General features: G+C 57.3%; 20 protein-coding genes. All 20 read left to right on the top strand.

What is annotated here, in order from left to right; genetic code table 11:
* On the top strand, positions 1-634 hold a 634-nt coding region (locus tag VGL70_08505; GenBank protein HEY3303556.1), incomplete at its 5' end, for an NAD-dependent epimerase/dehydratase family protein.
* Positions 635-813: 179 nt separating this feature from the next.
* Positions 814-3,687, top strand: a complete 2,874-nt coding sequence (locus tag VGL70_08510; protein ID HEY3303557.1) for a type I restriction-modification enzyme R subunit C-terminal domain-containing protein — start codon at positions 814-816, stop codon at positions 3,685-3,687.
* A complete protein-coding gene (locus tag VGL70_08515; GenBank protein ID HEY3303558.1) occupies positions 3,684-5,093 on the top strand; it encodes a restriction endonuclease subunit S in 1,410 nt (469 codons plus the stop codon). Before VGL70_08510 ends, VGL70_08515 begins: the two co-directional genes overlap by 4 nt.
* A gap of 36 nt (positions 5,094-5,129) precedes the next feature.
* Positions 5,130-7,103, top strand: coding sequence for a hypothetical protein (locus VGL70_08520; GenBank protein HEY3303559.1), 1,974 nt, complete (start codon positions 5,130-5,132; stop codon positions 7,101-7,103).
* Between the two features lie 217 nt (positions 7,104-7,320).
* Positions 7,321-8,265 (top strand): hypothetical protein, encoded by a 945-nt coding sequence (locus tag VGL70_08525; GenBank protein HEY3303560.1) that lies wholly within the window; start codon positions 7,321-7,323, stop codon positions 8,263-8,265.
* A 9-nt stretch (positions 8,266-8,274) separates the two neighbouring features.
* Positions 8,275-8,751, top strand: a complete 477-nt coding sequence (locus tag VGL70_08530) for a PIN domain-containing protein (protein HEY3303561.1) — start codon at positions 8,275-8,277, stop codon at positions 8,749-8,751.
* Entirely contained in the window at positions 8,751-10,271 is a 1,521-nt protein-coding gene (locus tag VGL70_08535) for a class I SAM-dependent DNA methyltransferase (protein HEY3303562.1), read from the top strand. The genes VGL70_08530 and VGL70_08535 overlap by 1 nt, the downstream gene beginning before the upstream one ends.
* 108 nt (positions 10,272-10,379) lie before the next feature.
* Positions 10,380-10,550 (top strand): Trm112 family protein, encoded by a 171-nt coding sequence (locus VGL70_08540; protein HEY3303563.1) that lies wholly within the window; start codon positions 10,380-10,382, stop codon positions 10,548-10,550.
* A gap of 58 nt (positions 10,551-10,608) precedes the next feature.
* Positions 10,609-11,703 (top strand): lipopolysaccharide heptosyltransferase II, encoded by a 1,095-nt coding sequence (waaF, locus tag VGL70_08545; protein HEY3303564.1) that lies wholly within the window; start codon positions 10,609-10,611, stop codon positions 11,701-11,703.
* 9 nt (positions 11,704-11,712) lie between these two features.
* On the top strand, positions 11,713-12,459 hold the full coding sequence (locus tag VGL70_08550) for a hypothetical protein (GenBank protein ID HEY3303565.1): 747 nt from the start codon (positions 11,713-11,715) through the stop codon (positions 12,457-12,459).
* Positions 12,423-13,235 carry a lipopolysaccharide kinase InaA family protein gene (locus VGL70_08555; protein ID HEY3303566.1) on the top strand — a complete coding sequence of 271 codons (813 nt, stop codon included), beginning with the start codon at positions 12,423-12,425 and terminating at the stop codon, positions 13,233-13,235. The genes VGL70_08550 and VGL70_08555 overlap by 37 nt, the downstream gene beginning before the upstream one ends.
* The gene (locus tag VGL70_08560; protein ID HEY3303567.1) at positions 13,232-14,272 is read left to right on the top strand and encodes a glycosyltransferase family 9 protein; all 1,041 of its coding nucleotides are present in this window, start codon (positions 13,232-13,234) and stop codon (positions 14,270-14,272) included. The genes VGL70_08555 and VGL70_08560 overlap by 4 nt, the downstream gene beginning before the upstream one ends.
* The gene (locus VGL70_08565; protein HEY3303568.1) at positions 14,256-15,125 is read left to right on the top strand and encodes a lipopolysaccharide kinase InaA family protein; all 870 of its coding nucleotides are present in this window, start codon (positions 14,256-14,258) and stop codon (positions 15,123-15,125) included. Before VGL70_08560 ends, VGL70_08565 begins: the two co-directional genes overlap by 17 nt.
* On the top strand, positions 15,095-16,645 hold the full coding sequence (locus VGL70_08570) for a glycosyltransferase family 39 protein (protein HEY3303569.1): 1,551 nt from the start codon (positions 15,095-15,097) through the stop codon (positions 16,643-16,645). The genes VGL70_08565 and VGL70_08570 overlap by 31 nt, the downstream gene beginning before the upstream one ends.
* 32 nt (positions 16,646-16,677) lie before the next feature.
* Positions 16,678-17,244, top strand: coding sequence for a sulfotransferase (locus VGL70_08575; GenBank protein HEY3303570.1), 567 nt, complete (start codon positions 16,678-16,680; stop codon positions 17,242-17,244).
* Between the two features lie 10 nt (positions 17,245-17,254).
* Positions 17,255-18,535 (top strand): glycosyltransferase family 4 protein, encoded by a 1,281-nt coding sequence (locus VGL70_08580; GenBank protein ID HEY3303571.1) that lies wholly within the window; start codon positions 17,255-17,257, stop codon positions 18,533-18,535.
* Positions 18,532-19,671, top strand: a complete 1,140-nt coding sequence (locus VGL70_08585; protein HEY3303572.1) for a glycosyltransferase family 4 protein — start codon at positions 18,532-18,534, stop codon at positions 19,669-19,671. The genes VGL70_08580 and VGL70_08585 overlap by 4 nt, the downstream gene beginning before the upstream one ends.
* A complete protein-coding gene (locus VGL70_08590) occupies positions 19,668-20,546 on the top strand; it encodes a lipopolysaccharide kinase InaA family protein (GenBank protein HEY3303573.1) in 879 nt (292 codons plus the stop codon). Before VGL70_08585 ends, VGL70_08590 begins: the two co-directional genes overlap by 4 nt.
* Positions 20,547-20,569: 23 nt before the next feature.
* Positions 20,570-21,697: a glycosyltransferase family 4 protein gene (locus tag VGL70_08595; protein HEY3303574.1), complete on the top strand. Its 1,128-nt coding sequence runs from the start codon at positions 20,570-20,572 to the stop codon at positions 21,695-21,697.
* A 572-nt stretch (positions 21,698-22,269) separates the two neighbouring features.
* The gene (locus tag VGL70_08600) at positions 22,270-23,232 is read left to right on the top strand and encodes a sulfotransferase domain-containing protein (GenBank protein ID HEY3303575.1); all 963 of its coding nucleotides are present in this window, start codon (positions 22,270-22,272) and stop codon (positions 23,230-23,232) included.
* Positions 23,233-23,504 lie beyond the last annotated feature (272 nt).

Genomic DNA, 23,504 nt, shown 5'->3' on the forward strand with positions numbered 1-23,504 from the left:
CGCGACCCAGAAACTGTTGGAGGCGAGTAAAAATTCGGCGATCAAGAAATTCGTCTACGCCTCGTCGTCGTCGGTTTACGGCGACACCAACGATCTCCCGATGCGCGAGACGGGCATGACGCGCCCGGTCTCGCCCTACGGCGTGAGCAAGCTTTCGGCGGAGCAGCTCTGCTATCTCTATTGGAAGGAATTTCGCGTGCCGACGGTGTCGCTCCGTTACTTCACCGTATACGGCCCGCGGCAGCGGCCGGATATGTTCTTTCACATTCTCATGGGCGCCCACGTCGGCGGAAAAGAGATCCCGATTTACGACGACGGCAAGCAAAGCCGCGACTTCACCTTTTGCTCCGACATCGTCGAGGGCAACCTGGCCGCGGCGGCGTATCCCGGCGCGGGCGAGGTCTTCAACCTGGGCGGCGGCTCGCGCACGACGGTCGAAGAGGTGGTCGGCATGGTGGAAAAAATCTCGGGCCGAAAACCCAAGCTCAAGATGCTCGCCCGCCAACAGGGCGACGTGCGCCACACGGCCGCCGAAATTACGCAGGCTGAAGCCAAGCTCGGCTTTCGTCCGCGCGTTAAGCTCTACGACGGTCTGGTTCAGGAATGGGATTGGCTGCGCAGTCTCCCGGAGTAGGACCCGGGTTCCAGCGGTTGTTTGATTTGATCCCGCTCCCGACTCTAGCCTTACGCCTTTTTCATTCAGCTTTCGTCCTTCCGCCTATCTGCTGCATCTAAACCGCTTGCACGGTTCCCCGTAAATCGACTAAAATCCGCGGAAAACCTTCAACTTGTCCGACCTCGTTATAGCACTATATGACTTCCCCCGAAGACCAAGCGCGAGAAAATATCGACCGGATGCTCGTCGGCGCAGGCTGGGAGGTTCGCAACGTCAGCGACGCTAATATCTCTGCGTCGCAGGGTCTCGCCATCCGCAACTTTCCGTTAAAAACCGGCCACGGCTTTGCCGACTACCTTCTTTATGTGAACGGCAGCGCGGCGGGAGTGATCGAGGCCAAGAAGGAAGGTGTCACGCTAACCGGCGTCGAAACGCAATCCGACAAATACACCAAAGGTTTGCCGGACGGCTTGCCTGCGTTGAAAAAACCTCTGCCGTTCTCATATGAATCGACCGGCGTCGAAACCCGTTTCACCAACGGCCTCGATCCCGACCCACGCTCTCGTCCGGTCTTCAGCTTTCACAAGCCGGACACGCTCGCCAAGTGGTTCGAAATCGGGGATGGAGTTGTCGCCGAGAAGCCCGAGGACTACGGCAATCGCAAAGGAACCTTCCTCGCGCGCATGCAGCACATGCCGCCGCTGATCGACGATCTCTGGCCGCCCAAGCCGCAGGCTATCGCGAATATCGAACGGTCTCTGCGTGAGAACCGTCCGCGGGCGTTGGTTCAAATGGCGACGGGCTCAGGGAAAACCCTTCTCGCCATCGTGCTTGCGTACCGGCTGCTCAAGTTCGCCGGTGCGAGGCGCGTGCTATTCCTGGTGGATCGCGGCAACCTGTCGCGGCAGGCCTACAAAGAATTCCAGCAGTACACGTCGCCCTACAACAACTACAAATTCACCGAGGAATACGTCGTCCAGCGTCTGACCTCGAACACGCTTTATACGACCGCGCGCGTCTGCATCGGCACGATTCAGCGTCTCTATTCGATGCTCCGCGGCGAGGAGATTGCCGACGACCTGGAAGAACAGTCTGTCGAGGGTCTACAAAACGTTTTCAAGCAACCTCTTCCTATCGAGTACAACCCTAAGATTCCGATCGAGACGTTCGACGTGATCATCACCGACGAATGCCACCGCTCGATTTATCATCTCTGGCGGCAGGTGTTGGAATACTTCGACGGCTATATCATCGGTCTCACCGCCACGCCCAACAAGCAGACTTTCGGCTTCTTCAACCAGAATCTTGTGATGGAGTACGGCCACGAGCAGGCCGTCGCCGACAACGTCAATGTCAATTACGACGTGTACCGCATCAAGACTGAAATCACCGAGGGCGGAGCGAAGGTCGATGCCGGTTATTACGTGGACAAGCGCGATCGCAAGACGCGCGAAGTACGCTGGGAAATGCTGGACGACGATCTTCAATACGGGGCCGAAGAGTTGGATAGAGACGTTGTCGCCAAAGACCAGATTCGCACCGTCATTCGCACGTTCCGCGACAAGCTGTTCACGGAAATATTTCCCGGCCGCAGAGACGTTCCGAAGACACTCATCTATGCGAAAGACGACAGCCACGCCGACGATATAGTTCAAATCGTCCGGGAGGAGTTCGGCAAGGGTAATGAGTTTGCTCAGAAGATTACGTACCGCACCGGCTTCATCGCCGTCACGGAAATATTTGTCGGGCCGGACGGGAAGGAATCGGAGAAGGTTGTTTGGAAGAAGGTATCGAATCTCTCCCCGGAGGAAATCCTACAGAGTTTTCGCAATAGTTACTTTCCGCGGATCGCCGTCACCGTGGACATGATCGCGACAGGTACGGACATCAAGCCGCTGGAAGTCGTGCTCTTCATGCGGTCGGTCAAATCCCGGAGCTTCTTCGAGCAGATGAAGGGGCGCGGCGTCCGCGTCATCGATGATAACGACCTTAAAGCCGTGACTCCCGACGCCGGCACCAAGGATCACTACGTCATCGTCGATGCGGTCGGCGTCTGTGAGCGGGACAAGACCGACTCGCGGCCGATGGATCAGAGGAAGTCCATTCCGTTCGACAAGTTGCTTCAAGCCATTGGCTTGGGCAACAAAGATCCGGAGGTTGTCTCATCCGTCGCCGCGCGTCTCGCGCGCTTGAACAAGACGTTGGAGGAGGACGAAAAGGCGGAGGTGCAAAAGCGGGCGGATGGCCAGAGTCTTACGTCGATCACGACGACTCTCGTTAATTCCTTGGACGCCGACAAGCACGTTGAGCGCGCAAAGAAAGACTTCAAAACGGAAACGCCCAACGAGGAGCAAATTCAGAATGCCGCCGACAAGCTAATTCAAGAGGCCGTCAAGCCGCTCCACAATCCCGAGCTGAGAAAAGTCTTGATCGAGTTGAAGCAGCAGCACGAGCAGACCATTGACCATCTGAGCCAGGACAAGGTGATCGAAGCCGGCTTCAGCGCCGACGCCCTGGAGCGAGCGAAAGGGATCGTGCAGTCTTTCGAGCAATTCATCAAAGACCACAAAGACGAGATCACGGCGCTTCAGATTCTTTACAGCCGGCCCTATAAACAGCGTCTCCGCTTCGAGGATATTAAGGAGCTGGCCAACACAATCGAGAAACCGCCGCGACTCTGGACCGAATCCCAACTCTGGCAAGCCTACGCGGCCCTCGACAAATCCAAAGTCAAAGGCGCCAACACCAAGCGCATCCTGACCGATCTCGTCTCCCTCGTCCGCTTCGCGATTCATCAGGACAACGAACTCATCCCATTCCCCGAACGCGTCAACGCCAACTTCAAATCGTGGCTGGCACAGCAGGAAAGTAGCGGCAAGAAATTCACTCCCGACCAGCGCCGCTGGCTCGAAATGATCCGTGACCACATCGCCGCCAATCTCGGTATCGATCCAAAAGATTTCGACTACGCTCCTTTCGCGCAAGAAGGTGGGCTTGGCAAAGTGCATCAGTTGTTTGGGAGTGAGTTGAACAAGATCATCGACGAGTTGAACGGAATGTTAGCGGCGTGAGCAAGAACTCGTTTGAAATACCAGAAGATTGGGCGTGGACGACAATGGGCGACATCGCAGATGTCGTCGGGGGCGGCACACCTAAAACTAACGATCCAACCAACTACGACGACGGTGACATTCCGTGGATTACACCAGCAGATTTATCCGGCTACACTTCTAAGTACATTGGGCGCGGCGCACGGTCTATAACTCAAAAAGGACTTAATTCGTCATCAGCCCGAATGATACCTGCTGGATCTGTCTTGTTTACATCACGAGCGCCCGTAGGCTACGTCGCTGTTGCAACCAACGATGTCTGCACCAATCAGGGCTTCAAGAGCTTCGTGCTAAAAACGAAAAATATTTTACCAGACTATGTTTATTGGTGGCTAAAAGGAAACAAGGATCTGGCCGAGAGTTATGCAAGCGGTACGACATTCCTAGAGCTTTCTGGGGCCAAGGCAAAGCAGCTTCCAATTCCCATTGCTCCCTTAGAACAGCAAACACGGATCGTCGCGGAAATCGAAAAACAATTCTCCCGCGTTGACGAAGCCGTCGCGAACCTCAATCGGGTCAAAGCCAACCTCAAACGCTACAAAGCCGCCGTCCTCAAAGCCGCCGTCGAAGGCAAACTCACCGAAGAGTGGCGCAAGGCCCATCCAGAGGTGGAACCTGCGAGCGAAGTCCTCAAGCGCATACTCGCGGAACGGCGGACGAAGTGGAACGGGAAAGGGAAATATAAAGAACCAAACATTCCGCGTGTGTCGGGAGCTTTCGATCTTCCCAAGGGTTGGGCGATCGCTTGTATAGAACAGCTCTTACCTCCTCAAAGGGAAGCAATGAAAACTGGTCCCTTTGGAAGTTTGCTGAAGAAACATGAGCATAGAGCAGAGGGTGTACCGGTGCTGGGCATAGAAAATATTGAGGCTATGCATTTCCTCCGAGGAAGCAATATCCACGTCACATCAGAAAAGGCAAAACAACTAGAACAATACCGAGTCAAGCCCTTAGACATTTTGATTTCTCGGTCTGGGACCATTAGCGAAATCTGTGTGGTACCAGAGGATATTGGGGAGGCGATCTTTTCGACAAATCTCATGAAAATTAGCCTTGTACATAAGGCCATCCACCCTCAGTTCTTTACGTTTCTTTTTAATGGTTCGCCATTTGTCCTAAATCAGATATCTGAGCTCTGTAAAGGAAGTACAAGAACTTTTCTAAATCAAGACATTTTGAAGAGGTTGACGTTTGTATTACCACCGGTTGAAGAGCAACATGAAATTATTCGTGCGTTGGAGCGTCAATTTACATTCATTGACCGACTGTACAGACAGATAGAAACAAACCTTCATCGCTCCGAAGGTCTTCGGCAGGCGATAGTAAGAATGTCTTTTTCTGGAGCATTGCCAGCGAACCAACAGTAGCCTTAAAGCCGCTAGTGTAATTCAGGTAAACGATAGATGAGTCAGCTTAACGCGTTCGTGGCTCACAGCTTTGCACGTGAAGATCACGAAATAGTTGAGTCGATCCTGAAATTTCTTAACCAGGTTAAGGCCATGGACATTGGCTTTACATGGGAAAGTGCGGAGCCTGCTGAACCAAAAGATCTCGCGGATAAAGTCATGCGACTCATCAAAGATAAAAATCTTTTCATTGGCATCTGTACGGTAAAGGAGGGTGCAATCGAACCTCCCTATCTTAACGGCACGATGTTTAGTCGCGAGGTGTTTAAAGTCAACGAACGTAATATATCATGGAAAACTTCCGACTGGATCATTCAAGAGATTGGTTTGGCAATTGGGCGCGGCTTGGGTCTCATTCTTTTAGTTGAGAAGGGACTTAGGCAACCCGGAGGCTTACAGGGGAACCTGGAATACATCGAGTTTGAGCGAAGCTCACCTGAGAAGTCCCTTGGGAAGGTCCTAGAGATGATACGGGCTCTCTTGCCGAAAGCAAAGGCGCTGCCCGTTGCCCAAACAGAGATTGACACAGCGACTGAAGAAAAACGAAGCGTGGACGAGGATAAATCTCGGGAGTTGTTGGAACCGAAGCAAAATTGGCACACACAAGATTACGAATGGGCGTTGCTCGATGCCGTAGCTATGCGAAACGAGGAAGCTGAAAAGCGAATTACTGAAGCATATCTTGCCACTGTCGAAGGTCAGATCCCTGCAAACCACGCGAGGTGGTCAGCTCTTAGGGAACGGTTACTAATCACGTTTGGGCAACGAGGCAAACTGCGCACCCTAGAGAAACTGGCGGCCGACCATTCTGAAAACAGCGATGTCCAGAGATATCTTGGACTCGCTTACAGCGACTATGAAGAATACATGAAAGCGGGGCAATCTTTTATTCTAGCGGCCAAAAAAGCAGACGATAAGAAAACGCAGATGGCAAGATATGCTGACGCCGCGATCGCTTTTACCAGGGCCAGTCAGAAAGAACCAGCGGAAGACGCCTTTAAAAGGATGAAAGCGCTTGCACTTCAGGTCGACGATGGTGAGGTGGTCTTAATCAAAACCTTACGCGAGCTCGCGGACATTAAACACGATAGAGATCTATTCTTCGGTTCTGCAGAGAGACATCTAGAGCTTTATCCAGATGATACAGACTCACGCTTCTCGCTCGCCTACAAGTATTCGCAAGCAGCCGAAAACGAACTGTCCCTCTTTCATTACTCGAAGATTCCGTTCCAGCAGCGCACAGCGGCCACTTGGAATAATCTCGGTGTCCAATTCGAGCACTGCGGGCTTCCGAGCAAGTCTGTAGAAGCATATAGACGGTCCGAGGAACTTGGTGAAACGCTAGCCATGAGTAATCTTGCGGAGAAATTGATCAAAGCCGGTTTTCTTAAAGAGGCCGCCGAAATATGTAGTCGCGCCAATAGAATACCGGACTACCACAAAAATGTGAGCCAAACGATTTCAAAATTAAAGGCTGCTCCAGAAGATGAACAGAACAACGAAAAGAATGTTCTCGGGAAAGCCAAACCCTTAAGCGATTTTTATAGAGATTACGGTCGGGCAACTGCACACGCTGAGCTTGGTGAGTACACTGGTCGTTGGCGTGGCCCAGATTGCGACCTGCTCGTAACGATTAATGGAAAATCATTTCTCGCCGAGGGGGATTACGAGACCGCTCAGTCCGGCACACTTCGATTAGCTATGTTGGGGGTAGGTTTGCGTAGTCTCGGCAAGCCGCAGCAGATGGACAAATATCACGTCAAGTATACCGGTGAAATTTACGGCCGTGCTGTAAACTGTAATGTTACTCGCCAGGATGTCAATCAAATTGTTCCGACGACGCTATTGAGCGATCTGGTGAATCGGAAGAAAGCGCTCATGATAATATCCGAGAGTTTGCGTGAAATTCGCGTATACGAGAAAGATTCGGCAGATAAAGCGAAGTTTTACGAACTAACTAGACTTGAGTGAGTATGTCAGGAAACATTGTCCAGAAACTCTGGAACTACTGCAACGTCCTCGGGACGACGGGATGAGCTACGGCGATTACGTCGAGCAGTTGACGAATTTGCTGTTTCTCAAGATGGCGGACGAGCGGACGAGGTGGCAGGTTGGAAAAGGTTCGACAAAACAGGCACATTAATGGTAGAAGGCCAAGCCAAGATGTGCTTTCGGAATATATAATCAAATGAAGACACGGAAATATCAGCTAAAGCTAAAGGGGCTCCCTTCGCCCAGCGGAACGATCCCGATAACCGCCCTAAAAGAGGTTTGCGAACTTCTTCTTGGAACGGCAGAGCGCGGGCTAAGACTTGCAGTCGAGGGTAATAGCGTAAAACGGGGGAGGTTGCCCGCCTGGCTGACGAAATCCTTGGATCTGAAGCTGACCGGCATGAAAAAAGGATCGACCGTTCTGGCTATCGAGGCCCCCGTGCTGGGCGAGACGGCAAGGGAGCAAATCGGGCAAGAGGACTTTTGGTATGTTGTTCCGAAAGCTGATGATACGGCTCTGACGTTGTTGGCGAGGTCGGTCCATGACACGACGAAAGAGGTGCTGGACAGCGATGCCTACGATGGAGGGGTTTTGGATAGCTTACTCCAGTTTAAGTCCTTCCTGAAAAGCTCTGCCGAAAAGGTTGAGTTGCACTGCGCAGAGCGTCCTAAGGAATATTTCAAACTTGACGACCAGGAAATAGTGAAGATTCAACGCCTAAAAGCAAGGACGCCGGAGCCGCATGCGTTCATGGTTTCAGGACTATTTGACGTTATTGAGCACAACAGAAGGCGGTTTCATCTGGTTCTAAGCAACGGAGAGTCGCTCCATGGAACGATTGATACTGAGCACCTCGACGTTGAACATATGCGCCAATTTTGGGGTAAGAAGGTGACGATCAAGGGCACGGTTCACTTCCGCCCGTCTAGGAGACCCCGCCTTATCGAGGCTCAAGTCATCAATCCTATGCAAGAAGGCGAGGAAGTTTTCGAGACCCTCCCACAAGAGCCATCCCAGATTGAGTTGTTAAGTTCAGTGAGAGATGCTGCGACGCGGCAAGGTTGGCTGAAAGAGGTTTGGGGCAAATGGCCCGGGGATGAACCGATCGAGGATTTGCTTGCTGCGTTGAAGAGCCCTTAACATTCCATTGTGTCTACCTACCTGCTCGATACAGGGCTTCTTCTTGGACATATCCGTGGGGCTGCATATGCAGAGTATGCCGAGCGGAAGTATGCTTTGTCGCAGCCGCCCAACGTGTCCCTGGTCTCTGTGGTCAGCAAAGGGGAAATCTATTCTTTAGCGATGCAGTTTGGTTGGGGCACGCACAAAAAAGAGACCTTGGACGGGTTACTTAGGCGTGTTCCGGTGGTTGACATCAACACCGACAGAATTATTCATCGCTATGCCGAGATTGATGCTTATAGCCAAGGAAAAGACCGTACGAGGCCACTTCCAAACGGCATGTCTTCGCGGAACATGGGAAAGAATGATATTTGGATCGCGGCCACCAGTTCCGTACTGAATGCCACGCTCGTAACAACCGACACGGACTTTGATCACTTGAATGGTGTGTTTCTAAACGTAGTTTATGTAAATCCGAGACCGACACCGAGCGGTGTTACATAATGGCTGGCGGCTCCCATCAGATCGTCCAAAAACTCTGGAACTATTGCAACGTCCTGCGCGACGATGGGATGAGCTACGGCGATTACGTCGAGCAGTTGACGTACTTGCTGTTTCTCAAGATGGCGGAGGAGCGGACGAAGGCGCCGTATAGCCAGGCGAGCATCGTACCGCAGGAAGCGGATTGGGCGAGTCTGATCAAGAGAGACGGAGATGAGCTGTTCGATCACTATCGGCATGTGCTGGAGAGGCTCGGAAACGAGAAGGGACTTTTAGCTCTCATCTTCAACAAGGCACAGAACAAATTTCAGGACCCGGCGAAGTTGCGGCGGCTGATCGTTGATCTCATCGATAAGGAAAACTGGTCGGCGATGAGCGCGGACGTGAAAGGCGATGCCTATGAAGGATTGCTGGAGAAGAATGCCTCGGACGTAAAGGGCGGAGCGGGGCAGTACTTCACGCCGCGGCCTTTGATCGCCGGCATCGTCGATGTCATGTCGCCGAAACCGGGAGAGACGATCTGCGACCCGGCCTGCGGCACCGGCGGCTTTATCCTCGCGGCGCACGATTATGTCGTGCGCCACAATCCCCACATGACGGCGGAGCAGAAGAAAAAGCTTCAGGGAAATACGTTTAAGGGAATCGAGCTGGTCCAAAATGTCGCGCGGCTCTGCGCGATGAATCTGCTACTTCACGGCATCGGGAGCACGGAATATGAGCCGATCGTCGTTCAAGATTCACTGGCCGCCGATCCGGGTGAGCGCTTCGATCTGGTCTTGACGAATCCGCCGTTCGGGAAAAAGAGCAGCATCACGATTGTCGGTGAGGACGGCAAAGCAGCCAAAGCAGCCAAGGAGAGAGAAATCTACGAGCGCGACGATTTCTGGGCGACGACCTCTAACAAGCAGCTCAATTTTCTCCAGCACGTCAAAACCTTGCTCAAGATCAACGGTCGCGCTGCGATTGTCGTCCCCGACAATGTCCTCTTCGAAGGTGGCGCGGGCGAGACAGTTCGCCGAAAGCTCCTCCACGAGTGCGATGTGCACACGCTGCTGCGTCTGCCGACGGGTTTGTTCTACGCGCAAGGAGTCAAGGCCAACGTCCTTTTCTTCGACAAGAAAGAGGCGAGCGAAACGCCGTGGACCAAGAAGCTTTGGATTTATGACCTGCGAACCAACAGGCATTTCACATTAAAGACCGATCCGTTGAAGCGCGAAGATCTGAACGAGTTCGTCAAGTGCTACAATCCCGAGAACCGCTACCAGCGCGAGCCGACGTGGTCCGAGTCGATTCCTACCGGTCGCTGGCGCGCATACGATTACGACGAGCTCATCAACCGCGACAAGGCCAGCCTGGACATCTTCTGGCTCCGCGACGAAAGTCTCGAGGACTCCGACAATCTCCCCGATCCCGACGTTCTCGCCCAGGAAATCGTCGAAGACCTCGAAGCCGCCCTCGAACAATTCCGCGAAATCGCGAATGACCTCGAAAGGCCGGGCGTCGAGACTAAAAAGGAATCGTAAGCTTCCATTTCCGCTGCGTTTCTTCACCTGTGATGGCGGTACTTTATCTCCTGTTATTACTAGCCCTTAGGGATATTTCCTGTTATGATTGCCCACGGAGGCGAAGTCATGCCGATCAGTCAGGAGTTGCTGGAGATCCTCGCGTGTCCGAAGTGCAAGGGAGAGATCCATCCCAATCCATCGGACGACGGTCTCGTCTGCGACGCGTGCCGCTTGATGTATCCGATCCGGGACGATATCCCGGTCATGCTCATCGACGAAGCGATCAAGCTCGAATAGCCGTCAGCGGTCAGCGATCAGCCGTCAACCGGAGAAGACATCGCTGAAAACCCCGTTTATGCCCGGCGCGGAAAAGATTCTCGTGGTCCAGACGAGCTTTCTCGGCGACGTGGTTCTGACCACGCCTTTGATCGCCGAAATCCGCCGGCGCTTTCCCGCGGCCCATCTCGCGGTCCTCTGCGCTCCCAGAGGCAAGGATATTCTCGAAGGGCATCCCGATATCGATGAGATCATTGTCTACCGTAAGCGCCGCGACGGCGGCCGGCGCCAGAGCATCTGGCGCATGGCGAAAGAGCTGCGCGCGCGGGGCTTTGCGCTGGCGCTTTCGCCGCACAAATCTTTGCGCACCGCGCTGCTGCTGTTTCTTTCCGGCATTCCGCGGCGCATCGGCTTTCGCCAGAGCGCCGGCTGGTTTTTCTTCCACGAGCGGGTCGATCGCGATCCGAGCCGCCATGACGTCGAGAGAAACTTGTCCCTGCTCGAGGCTCTCGGAGAGGGCCCGCGGGAATCCGAACGCACGCCGCGCCTCGCGGTCACTCCGTCCGCCAAAATAGCGGCGGCGGAAGTTTTTCGCTCTCTCGGAATCGGCGGCGACGGCCCGGTGTTCGGCGTCAATCCCGGCTCCGTCTGGCCGACCAAAAGGTGGACTCAGGAAGGCTACGCGAAGCTCGCCGTCGCTCTCAAGCGCAAATACGGCGGCCAGGTCGCGCTCTTCGGCGCGGAGGAGGACCGCGAGATAGCGGAAAAAATTATGACGCTGGCGGACAACGCGTGCGTCAGTCTCGTCGGGCGGATCGGACTCCGCGAGCTGGCGGCGGCGATCGAGCGCTGCGATGTATTCATCACCAACGACAGCGGGCCGATGCACGTGGCGGTCGCGCGCGGCGTTCCCGTCGTGGCGATCTTCTGCGCCACCACTCCGTCTCTCGGCTTTTACCCGTACGCCCGCAATGCCGTCGTGGTCGAAAAAGAGCTTAGCTGCCGGCCCTGCGGCAGTCACGGCGGGCGTTACTGCCCGCTAGGAACCGAAGACTGCATGCGCCTGATCAAGGCGGAAGACGTGATGCGTGGAGTCGAGCGGCTGCTCGACCCCCGCTTCCGCGAAGCCGCGCAGGACGCCGACACCTATCTGCCCCAGTCGATCGTCGTCTAGCCGCTCCTCATGCCCACACTCGGCGTCGTGGTTCTTAGCCTCGGAAGGACGGAACATCTTGCGGAATGTTTGCGGAGCGTAGCCTGGGCCGACAAGGTTTTGCTCGTTCAGGCCGGCGGCGGCGAACCCGAGATCGGCAGTAGCGAATGGCCGTCTCTCAGGATTCAGAGCGTCGCGTCGCCCGCCGACGCGGACAAACATCTCGCGGAAATCGGAACCGATTGGGTTTTGCAGCTTTGGGCGGAAGAGCGTTTGGAGGCGGAGCTGGCCGAGACTCTCCAGGCGCTGTGCCGCGGCGAGTCGCGGAACGGTTCGGGGTCGTATCGGATCGCCGTTCGCTCGCATATTTTAGGCGCATGGGTCGAAGGCAGCGTTTCCGGCCCCAGCCCGGCGGTTCGGCTGAGCCGTAATATCGAAGCGCTACGGCTCGGCTGGTGGATCGAAGCGAGATCCGCGGAGACGCTTGTGCGCGGATGCATTCGCGACTACGGCTGCTCCGAGCTTGCGCGCGCCGTCGAGCGCGTGCAAGAGCTGTCGGATTTTTGGGCGGCGCGTCTCCAGGGCGCGGCTTCAGCGCCGGGCGCGCTCGGAGCGGCGCTCGGCTCGCTCAAGGTCTTTTTCAAGATGCTGCTTCTCAACCGCTTCTTTTCACGCGGGATCGCGGGCGTCGCGCTGTCGGCCCTCGCCTCGTACGCCGTTCTCTTGAGCGGCGCGAAGCTTTGGGAAGCGAAGCATGGTGGAGCGAAGCGAAAGTAGCGCGGGGAAAGACGATGGCGGGCGACAGGATTTGGCGCGATCTTCCCGAAGGGTTTACGACATGGGCGGAGCGCGAGCACATGGTCGCCGTGCGCGCCGATGCCGCGGCGGACCCGAATCTCAAGGATCTCTTGAACGGCCGGTCCGACGGCGGGGAAGAAAGCCGGTTTCACGGACGGGCGAAGCTTTCGGTTCTCCGGATGGAGAACGGCGCCGGCGCTCTGGTGCGCCGCTACTGCCATGGAGGGGCGCTGCGTTATCTCACCGGCGATATCTTCGTCACGTGGCCGCCGCGGCCGTTCAAGGAACTGGCCATCACCGAGGAGGCGCGGCGGCGCGGCGTTCCAACGGTGGAGATTTTGGCCGCGGGCATCGATCGAATCTGGGGCCCGCTCTATCGCGGCTGGCTGGTGACGCGCGAGCTCGAAGGGGCGCGCGATCTGTGGGCGGTGCTGCAGGAGGGTTCTTGCGCCAAGACCGCGCTCTTGCAGGCGGTGGCTCACGCGCTTCAGCGCATGCATCGTCAAGGGATCTATCACGGCGATCTCAATCTCAAGAACATCTTGATCCGGCGCGAGGGCGATGACTTGAAGGCCTACATCATCGATTTCGACAAGGCGGTGTTTTTTCCCGGCGGCGTGCCGGCGGCGAAAGCCCGGCGGAATCTCGCGCGCCTGCGGCGGTCGATCGCGAAGTTGGACCCGGAAACGCGCTATCTTTCCCCCGGCGAGTGGGAGGAGTTCGTCGGTTTTTATCGCGAGGACGCAGCGCGGTGAAGCTTCAGCCGAAAAAGATTCTGATCGTCCTCCACGGCTCGATCGGCGACGTGACGCGCGCCATTCCGCTCGCCAACCTGGTCAGGCGGGGCTTTCCTGGCGCCACGATCGCCTGGTCGATCGAGCGGCCGGCCTTGCCGCTGATCGAGCATCATCCCGCGGTGGACGAGGTCGTCTTATTTGCGCGCGAGGATTGGCGGCAGAGCCTGCGGCCGTTTCTCCATCGCATCCGAGAGCAAAAATTCGATCTGGTCCTGGACCTGCAGCGCCATCTCAAGAGCGGCCTGGTGAGCTGGTGGTCGGGTGCGCCCGAGCGCGTGGGCTTTCACCGGCGCGACGCCAAAGAATTCAACTGGCTGTTCAATAACCGCCATATCCCGGCCGCCGTGAACGGAACGTCGAAGCTCGACCATTATTTGAAGTTCGCCGGGTTTCTCGGTATAGAACCTTATCCCATCGAATGGAAATTTTCGCTGTTGCCGGCGGAGGAAGCGGCCGTCGCGAACATGGTGCGGGATGTGGGCGGTCCTTTCGCCGCCTATTCGATCGGCGGCCGGTGGGAGAGCAAGCGCTGGTTTGCCGACGAGGCGGCCAAAAACGCGGCGGACGTCAAGCGGCGGCACGGACTCGAAGTCGTTCTTCTCGGCGGCAAAGACGATATCGCGTTCGCCGGCGAGATCGAGCGGCGCGCCGAAGCGCGCGTTTTCAATTGGGCCGGCAAGACCTCGCTCAGGGAGGTTATCGGAATTTTGTCGCGCGCCGAGTTGAGCGTCGGGCCGGACTCCGGACTGATGCACCTCTCCGCCGCCGTCGGCACTCCGGTGGTTTCGCTGTGGGGTCCGACGGACCCGTTGCGCACGGGGCCGTTCGGCTTCAACGAACTCATCGTGCAAGGCGAGGCCGTCTGCGCCCCTTGTTACCTCAGGCGGTGTCCGATCGGGAGGGTTTGTATGCGCTCGATCACCAGCGAAGCGGTCTTGGCGAAGATCGACCTGGCGCTCTCTCGAAAAGGCAAAGCGCGTGACCTTCGGAGCTGAATATGAAATCCGGCGCGAGGGGAGATGGCGGCTCGCGGTCCTGCCGGAGAAGTGGGACCGTGAATTATGGAATGCGGTTCTTAGCCGGCTCGATTCGGCGGCGGCGCGCAAACATCCGCAAACCGTTCGCCTCGGCGGCGCTCCGTCGGACGGCGCGAGCTATTATTTGAAAATTTACTCTCCGCCCGCCGGCGCCGCGGCGCTCAAAGATCTGTTTCGGGATTCGAAGGCGCTACGCGCGTTAAAGCAGGGTCTGGCGCTGTCGCGCTTCGGCTTTCACGCGCCGCCGGCGCTCGCCGCCGGGGAAGAAAGAACTTTCGGCGCGCTCGGCCGGGCTTTCCTTCTAACGCGGGAAATTACCGCTCAGCCGCTCGCCGCGGCGCTCAGGAAATATTGTGCGCCGCCTTTGGATCGTCACGGCGTGAGAAAGAAGCGGCAGTGGCTCAAGCAACTGGCTCTGGAGACGGGGCGTCTTCATCGGCGGGGCTTTGTCCACGGCGATCTCGTCGCCTCGAATATCCTGGCGCGTCTCGAAGCGGACGGCGGGGCGACGTTCTTTTATATGGACAATGACCGCACGCGGCATTACCCCGCGTGGTTTCCCCACCGGCTCTGGAGAAGAAATCTGGTTCAGCTCAATCGTATCGTCCTGCCGGGCATATCGCTGCAAGACCGGATGCGGTTTTTGCGCATTTACCTGGGAGAAACGTCCTGGGCAAAGAGAGAATACCGGCTGATTCGTTGGCTGGAAAAAAAGACCCGCGAGCGGCGCCGGGAGTGCGAGCACGTCGAAGCCGAGGTGAGTTTTCGGGAGCTTATGAGATGGAATGGCCCTTTCGCAAAGAATCTCTAGATCAATTCTGGAAAACCCTGGCGACGCAGGCCGAACCGGCCGCTAGCGCCGCGCGGTTTCCCATTCTCTCGCGGCCGTCCGTCCATGTGACGCTACTGGTGATTTTAACCCTGGTATTCTGTCTCGGCAGTCTCGCGGTCAACAAGACGCTCGAAGGCGACGAAGCGCTCTACGCGTTGATTCCGCGGACGATCACGATCACCGGCGAGTGGATTCATTTGAGTTACAACGGCATGCCCTATTACTTCAAGCCGCCGATGTATTTCTGGACGAGCGCGGCGCTCTTCCACGTTTTGCCCGTCACCGCATCGACGGCGGCGCTGCCGTCGGCTTTGTTCGGCGCGCTCGGCGCGCTGATGATTTACGTGCTTTGCCGCGCCGTGTTTCCCGGATGGGAGATGGCGTTTCTCTCCACCCTTGTCTATCTCACGACGCACGAAGCGCTGCACTGGATCCGCGGCGTCCACCTGGAATCGATGGTGGGTTTCTGGATTCTCGTCGGCCTCTACGCCGCCTATCTCTCGGTAAAAAACCCGACGGCCACCGTCGGCATGGGCGTCGCCGCCGGCATCGGCTGGCTTTCCAAAGGCCCGCACTCGCTTTTTCCCGGCCTGGTTGCGCTGGCGTTGTGGAAGTCCGAGGGAATACTCTGGCGCCGGCTCTTTTCGCCGTGGAGCGTGGCGGCGGGCCTGGCGTTGATCGCGATCCTGGCGCCGTGGTTTTGGCTGCGCGTGCAGGAAGGGACCGGTTTCGGTCACGGATATTTTTTAAAGGAGCTGAGCCACACGCTGTTCGGCCCGACCCAACTTCACAACGGGCCGTTCTTTTATCCGGTTAGGCTCGCGGCCACCTATTGGCCGTGGCTGCCCGCGGCCGTGATCGGATTTTTTCTGCTCGCGCGCGGCTGGCGCGTTTCGACCGGCGCGCGGCTCTGGCTGATCTACGCCGTTCTCGTCGCGGTCCTGATCACGATCACCGCCGAGAGAAGAATGCGTTACTTGTTTCCGCTCTACCCGGCGCTGTCGGTGGCGTCGGGCGCCGCCGTGGCTTTCGCCGTGCAGCGTTATCCCCGGCTGCTCCGCGTCTTCCTCATTTTGGCCGCGGTCGGGGTGATTATCATGGTCGCCGTCAGCCGCAAGGGATCCAAGCCGGCCAATTCGACGCGCGACGCGGTTCAGGTGGCGCGCCAGATCCAACCCGGCGAGAGCGTGTGGATTACCGACCGGACTCAATACGGCCGCCGCAAGCAGCCGAGCGTGGCCAAGACTATCGGCTTCTACACGGCGCCGCTCGTCCGCGCCTGCAAAGCCGATTGCGTCGGTCAAGCGAGTCCGGGCTCGATCGTAGTCGCGCGCGCCGACGAAGCCGAGCGGGTGGCGGCCGGCCTGAACGGAAGCGTCGAATTCGCCAACAAAACTTTGGCGCTCGTGAGAATACCCGGCGGCGATTCGGACGCCGGCGCCAAAACGATGTCACAAGGCCCGGTATTTGACGGGCCATCGCGCCGTCCATTAAAGTGAACGTGCGACTTCGAGAGAAAGTGGCGCGTCCCATGAGCGGTAAAATATTCGCCATCGGCCTGAGCAAGACCGGAACGACGAGCTTGCACCAGGCTTTTAAGGATCTCGGATTCCTCAGCAAGCATTTTCCGAAAGTACCGGAGATCTTTGCCGGACAGTTCCGTTGTTTCGACACGATTGATGCCGCGAGCGATATATCGATCGTGCCCTATTACCCGCAGTTGGATGCGGCTTACCCGGACTCCAAGTTCGTTTTGACCGTGAGAGATATCGATGATTGGCTCCAAAGCATGGAGAAGTGGTGGCGTCGCGAGCGCAAACCCACCGAATACATGATTCAAGTTCGGCTCGCGGTCTACGGCGTTCACATCTTCCATGCCGGCCGGCTAAAATATGTCTATGAAAAACACTTGGCCGACGTGGAAAAATTTTTCGCCGACAGACCGCGCGATCTCTTGAAGATGAATATTTGCGCCGGGGAAGGCTGGGAAAAGCTGTGCCCGTTCTTGAACAAACCGATGCCCGGCACGGGTTTCCCGTTTGTCGTTCCCGGCAGCCAACAGAAGAAGCAGGCGGTGCCGGTCTTATTCAAAACCTAACAGCGGCGAGATGAATTCTCGGGACGCCCGCTCGGGTCATGGCAACGCTCCCTGCGGGCTCACGGTTTTGCCGATCATGAACAATGCGCAAACGGGCGCGGCATTGAAGGTCGCCATGGTGGCCTATCCGTTTCCGCCTTTGCCTGCCGGCGGGGCGAGGCACGCCCTCGAGCTCGCCAAAGCGCTGGGCGTCCACGGCGTCGAGAGTTTTTTTATCGTCGCCAATTTGAGAAACTCCCCGCGCTGCGAAACCTACGAGGGCTTTCCGGTTTACCGCTTCACGCCCCGGGGGTTTTCGCGCATCCGCTATGTGACCTTCGCGCTGCAGGTCTGTAAAAAGCTCTGGGCGGAGAGAAATTCCATCGGCGTCATTCACTTGCACTCGATAAGGCCTTTTTATTTTTTTATTCTCGCCCTCGCCAAGGTTCTGAAAAAGCCGATCGTGTTGGGGCCGACCCTGATGGGACACGACGACCCGATGAGCCTGAAGAAAAAACCTTTTCTCTGGCAGGTCGAGGGCAAGCTCTACCGCTATTACGACAAAATCATTTGTAAGAGCACCACTGTGAAAGAGTCCTGCGTGAAGGCCGGCATACCGGAAGCGAAGCTCGTCTCCATACCGGGAGCCGTTCCGTGCGCCGCTGCGGACAGCCCGTTCCGGCCGCCGCTCAGCGCACAGGAAATTCAAGATACCAGGAAATCGCTGGGTTTGCCGCTCGATTCTTTCATCGCGACCTTCGTCGGCAATATCCAAGAGAGAAAGGGCAGCGATCTTCTCTTCGACGCCTGGGAAGGGCTGGCGCAGGGGCGGCGCCTCCCGGGCCATCTCATGCTGGTCGGACCTTACCCGACCGGCGCCGATGAATTCGGCGCGCGCGTGAAGCCGGTCCTGGAGAAGGCCCGGGAAAGCAGGATCATATTCACCGGCCAGGTCGACTACGCCGAAGTGCCCAAATATTTGCGCGCCTCGGACTGCTTTGTCTTTCCCTCGAAAAGAGAAGGGCTCAGCAAGGCCGTGATCGAGGCGATGGCCTGCGGCCTGCCGGTGATATGCACGAATATTCCCGGCGTCACCGACGACATGATCGACGATGGAGAAGACGGCATCATCGTCGCCGATCGCGACCCGGCGGAGCTGGCCAAGGCGATTCTGAGAGTCAAAGAAGACGAGGCGCTCAGGAAGAAGCTGTCCGCGAACGCGATCGACAAAGTGCGGCGAAAATTTTCCCTCGCCGACGTTACCCGGCGGCATTTGCAACTGTATAACGAGTTGTTGGAAAACGGGTCGTGAAAATCGCCCTGGCCCATAAGAGGCTCGATTTAAGAGGAGGAACCGAGCGAGATTTTTTTCGCACCGCGGAAGGACTGCGCGACCTCGGCCATGAAGTCCATCTCTTTTGCGGCGAGTTCGATATTCCGGCGCCGCCAGGCACCCTCGCGCACAAGGTCCCGGTCCTGCCGTTGGGTCGAACCGCCCGTCTTTTGAGCTTCGCGATTCGCGCGCCGCTTGCGATCCGTCCTTATCGCTGCGACGTCGTCGTCGGCTTCGGACGCATGATCCGCCAGGACGTCGTCCGCAGCGAGGGCGGCTCGCACCTGGTTTTCCTGGAAAAGATGAAGCGCGGAGAGGGAACGGTGCGGCGCTTGTGGCACGAGGTCAGCGTTTATCACCGCTCGGTCCTGGCCGTCGAGCGGCGGCAATTCGGCGCCGGGAATTACAAAAAGATCTTGGCGATTTCGGCGGAGGTCCAGCGCGAGCTGACGACGACCTACGGCGTGCCGGCAGAGAAAATCGCCGTCATCCACAGCGGAGTGGACCACGAGCGCTTCCATCCCCGGAATCGCGAGAGAGCGCGCGCCAGGGTTAGGAAAGAGTGGGGGATTCCGGCGGCGGCGCCGTTGGCGCTTTTTGTCGGCAACGGGTTTCAAAGAAAAGGTCTCGATAGGATTCTAAGATCGTGGGAATCCGAAGCTCTGGCCGGCGTTTACCTCCTGGTCGTAGGCGACGACGCGGGTCGAAGTCGCTATGTATCTTGGGCAAAGCAAGCTGCTCCGGAAAGAATCGTGTTTGCCGGTAGGCAAGCCACCGTGGAAGATTATTACGCGGCGGCGGACCTGCTGGTGCTGCCGGCCTTTCAGGAAGCGTTCGGCAACGTGATCCTCGAGGCGCTCGCCTCCGGGCTTCCGGTCGTGACCAGCCGGACGGTGGGCGCCGCCGAAGTCCTGACCGGCGGCCTGGAGGAGGGAATTTTAGCCGACGCCGACGACGCGCAGGAGCTTGCGCGGAAGATCCTCCGGATGCTCGAAGGGGCCCGGTCGTCGAATCTGCCGCGCGCGGCCAGGGAGACGGCGGAAAGGCATTCGTGGAAGCGGTATTTTCAAGAGCTCGAAGCGCATCTCCGCTCGATTGCCGAGCCGGTAGCATGACAGCCGAACTTCGCGGTGAAGGCGCCGGCGAATATAAATTCGTCTCGGCGGCCGACGGATTGGCAGGCTGGGTCAGGAAAGAGCTCCCGGAAAATCTTTTCGCCGAGCTGATCCGGGATCCGGATAGTTTGTTGAATCATCCTTCGTCCCTGACCGTCAAGGACGGGCACAAGACCAAGGTCGTCCGGCATATCTTTCATGACGGCCGGGGCGTCACATTGAACGTCATCGTTAAACGGTTTCAATATAAAACGGGGCTCCGCCGTTTGCGCTTTTTCTTTTTTCCATCTCCGGCCCTGCGTTCCCTGCGGGGGGCGCTGCTGCTTCAATCCAAGGGCGTTCTCGTGGCGCGGCCGTTGGCCGCGCTCGAATACCGCGATTGGAAAAAGCTGGGGACGAGCTATTACGTCAGCGAAGAAGTCGGCGACAGCCGTTCGTTAAAAGACCTTTGGCCGGCGTTCGTGCGGACGCTGCCGCGCAAAAAGCGACCGGGCCTGCGCCGCGCGCTCCTACGAGACCTGGCGCGCTTGCTGGCGCGGCTGCATTCCATGAATATCTACCACCGGGATCTAAAGAACAGCAACATCTTGATCCAGGGATGGGCGGGCGACGAGCGGCGATTGTTTTTGGTCGATCTCGACCGCGTCGAGGAGCGCCCGCGGCTTTCAATCTCCAAGAGGGTAAAAAATCTGCTGCAAGTCAGACGGCGGGGGCCATTTCCGAAAGAGCAAATTTACTTTTTCATGCGCTATGCCGAGGGATGTTGCCCGTCGAAAAAAAACGCCAAGGCGCTCGTGCGCAGGATACTGGCCCGAAGCCGAAGAACAGAGGCTTGGCTGCAGCGCAAACCGAAGCGGTCCATTCAGGGGCCGTAAGGTTGCTTGAAGCGGCGCGCGGAATGAAGATTCTCCAGACCAATTTTCATCTCGAGTGGAACGGCCAGGTCGCCAGAGTCTTTCTACTCTCCCGGGAGCTGGTTCAACGGGGCCATAGCGTCGTGATCGCCGCCCCGGCGGCGTCGGCGCTGGCGGAGCGAGCAAGCGCGGAAGGGATTCCCGTCTTCACGGCGGTGCGGTTTAGAAAGACCAACCGGCCCATTTCGTTGCTGCGCGACGTCCTCGCTCTCGGGCGGCTGATTCGACGCGAGAGCTTCGACTGCCTCCATGCGCACGGCTCGCAGGACACGTGGGCCTTGGTTCTGGCGCGGCGCCTCTTTCGCTTGAAGCCGCCGATTCTCCTGACCCGGCACAACACCAAGCGCGTCCGCTTTCATTTCGGCAATCGCTGGCTGTACCGCCGGGGGATTCAACGCGTCGTGGTGGTCAGCCGGGCGGCGTTGGAGAACTACCGGCGTTTCCTGAACGCGGGTATTTTAACCGAGCGCGATCTTCCGATCATCCACTCCTGCATCGACGTCGAGCGCTTCGCAAAACAGCCGCAGCCGGAAAAGATCCGCGCCGAGCTGGGCGTTGGCAAAGCCGCTCCGCTGATTGGCTTGGTCGGCCGCGTCAGCCCGGACAAAGGACATTGGGTGCTGCTCGACGCGATCCCGCAGGTCCTCCAGGAATTCCCCGACGCCCTTTTTGTCTTTGCCGGAAGCGTGGAAGGGATGGGACCGGCGATACGAGAATCCATCCGCAGCAAGGGACTGGAAAATGCCGTCCGCGTTCTGGGCTTTCGCGAGGATGTGTTGGATATCACCGCAGCGCTGGATGTTTCGGTCCTGCCTTCTCTTGGGACGGACTCTTCGCCGGCCGTGCTAAAGGAAGCGCTTTACCTGGGCAAGCCGGTCATCGCGAGCCGGCTCGCCGGATTGCCGGAGATCGTCGGCGACGGTCGCGGGGCTCTGATCTCTCCCGGCGACTCCGCCGAACTGGCGCGGGCCGTCGTGACCCTGCTGCGCGACCGCCAACACGGATCGACCGTGTCGAGGGATAAGTTTCCCGAGCGATTCACACCGGGCTTCATGTGTTCCGCTTACCTCGAGGTCTATGAAAATTTGGCCACTCCCTCGATCGGTTCTTGACGCGCTTGAAAGGGCTGGATTACCATCCCATCGTGAAGGATAAGATACCGGACAGTTGCGAGCTGCTCTGTGTTCCGGCCGTGGGGGAAGCGCCCGGCCTTCGATCGACTTCAGTGAGGTGTGAACTTTTTTCTTGACGATGTGCAAATCCTGCGATAGGCAATTTCTAGACACGGAGATGCCACATGACGCGGTCGACGCGAATCACAATTCCCGCTTGTCCTCATCACATGATCCAGCGCGGAAACAATATCAACAATGGATGGATTCACAGATTTCTCAAGGAGAATGGGAGAAAATCCGACAAGCAACGCAACGCGGTCGCTTGATCGGACAAGAAAAATTCCAGAAACAGGTGGAAGCGATGACGGGTCGGCGTTTAGTAGGCAAAGCGCGGGGACGACCTAAGAAGGCGGCTGCGACTACGATCGAAATAGTTCTCTGACGCCATTTTCTTGCCTTTCCTTTGTGCTGTGCCGCCTGCTCTGGTCGATCACGGTCCGCATATTCCCCTTCCCCCGTAAGCCTTTCTATCTCCCAAGGGTATGAAGATTTAAGAGCGACTCCAAACGATGAAAATCCTAGTGGTAGGAATTGCGCGGTCAGGAACCAGTTTCCTGGGAGAAATTTTTGGCCAAAATCCAACGATGGCCTACCTGTACGAGCCCTTTTGGGGAAACACGATCATCAAACAGAAGCAGTTCCTTTGGCTGACGGAGGGTGATGATCAACCGGACAGCGAGCGCTTGTTGAGGGAGGTCTTCAACGGGAGATTTGATGAGTTGGAGCGGCAGCAGCCACAGCCACGGAATCACAACTTCACTTCCCGGCGCGAGGAAGTCACGCGGTATCTGCGCGGCCGCTCGATCACGAACAGCACCGATGTCGTGGTCAAGGAGATTCGTCTCAATATCCAGCTACGCTGGGTCGTTAAGGTAATGGGATCGGACCTGCGGATTGTGCATCTGATTCGCGACCCACGCGGCGTCGTAGCTTCTTTTCTGCTTCCCATGAAGGAAAGGGCAAATCGATCGGGAGTCGAGCAAGTGTTGAGGCTGAGTTCGATCTTTTCCCGGACTACGGCGGCAAATACCATGTACAGCGACTGGGGATGGAACAGAGCGCCCGAGTTGCAACGCTTTGCGCCCGAGTTTCAAGACTACGGCCGTTTGCTGGACACGGGGAGCCCGCATCAGAGAGTTGCAGCGCGATGGGCTTTAATGACCGGACACGCGATTTCGGACACGGCAAAGATCCCGGCGCGTCAATATTACCGGGTTCGCTATGAAGATCTTTGTCGAGATCCCGTGGGCGTTTGCGGGCGGATCTACGAGTTTCTGGGAAAGGCCGTGCCGCAAGGCGTGACGGACTGGCTTCTCAAAAACACCCAGGGTGGAAACCGTGAAAACCGCTATCGAACGTCACGGGACTCGCTGGAAATGATTGATGTGTGGAAATCCCAACTGACTAAAGAACAGGTTCGGCACATCGAGTCCCTGTGCCGGCCGTTAATGGAGACTCTCGGGTACCTATGATTAACGATCCTCAGCCCGGCCGCCGCCGGGCTCTTCGCGGTTTCGCCGGCAGTCTTGCTGCTGGAGCTTTTGCTCACGCGTGTCTTCGACGTTCTCTATTTACCCAATCTCGCCTACATCATTATCAGGAAAGAAAAGGGGATCGCGCCAAGCAACTTGGGAAAGGGGGAAGAGATGTAGAAAACAACTCGGAAACCTTTCAGTGAAACCTTGCAGGTAATCAAGCCTGTCCGGGAAAGCCTAACCCGCTTTCGGAAGCGAGTCTTGCGCTG

Source organism: Candidatus Binatia bacterium, from assembly GCA_036504975.1.
Taxonomy (GTDB): Bacteria; Desulfobacterota; Binatia; order UBA9968; family UBA9968; genus JAJPJQ01.

Bases quoted from the DNA above. Each gene is read 5' to 3' on its own strand.
- VGL70_08600 (HEY3303575.1), top strand. From the start codon at position 22,270: ATGAAAATCCTAGTGGTAGGAATTGCGCGGTCAGGAACCAGTTTCCTG.
- VGL70_08580 (HEY3303571.1), top strand. From the start codon at position 17,255: ATGAATTCTCGGGACGCCCGCTCGGGTCATGGCAACGCTCCCTGCGGG.
- VGL70_08590 (HEY3303573.1), top strand. From the start codon at position 19,668: ATGACAGCCGAACTTCGCGGTGAAGGCGCCGGCGAATATAAATTCGTC.
- waaF (HEY3303564.1), top strand. From the start codon at position 10,609: ATGCCCGGCGCGGAAAAGATTCTCGTGGTCCAGACGAGCTTTCTCGGC.
- VGL70_08570 (HEY3303569.1), top strand. From the start codon at position 15,095: ATGGAATGGCCCTTTCGCAAAGAATCTCTAGATCAATTCTGGAAAACC.
- VGL70_08550 (HEY3303565.1), top strand. From the start codon at position 11,713: ATGCCCACACTCGGCGTCGTGGTTCTTAGCCTCGGAAGGACGGAACAT.
- VGL70_08510 (HEY3303557.1), top strand. From the start codon at position 814: ATGACTTCCCCCGAAGACCAAGCGCGAGAAAATATCGACCGGATGCTC.
- VGL70_08540 (HEY3303563.1), top strand. From the start codon at position 10,380: ATGCCGATCAGTCAGGAGTTGCTGGAGATCCTCGCGTGTCCGAAGTGC.
- VGL70_08525 (HEY3303560.1), top strand. From the start codon at position 7,321: ATGAAGACACGGAAATATCAGCTAAAGCTAAAGGGGCTCCCTTCGCCC.
- VGL70_08535 (HEY3303562.1), top strand. From the start codon at position 8,751: ATGGCTGGCGGCTCCCATCAGATCGTCCAAAAACTCTGGAACTATTGC.
- VGL70_08595 (HEY3303574.1), top strand. From the start codon at position 20,570: ATGAAGATTCTCCAGACCAATTTTCATCTCGAGTGGAACGGCCAGGTC.
- VGL70_08575 (HEY3303570.1), top strand. From the start codon at position 16,678: ATGAGCGGTAAAATATTCGCCATCGGCCTGAGCAAGACCGGAACGACG.
- VGL70_08520 (HEY3303559.1), top strand. From the start codon at position 5,130: ATGAGTCAGCTTAACGCGTTCGTGGCTCACAGCTTTGCACGTGAAGAT.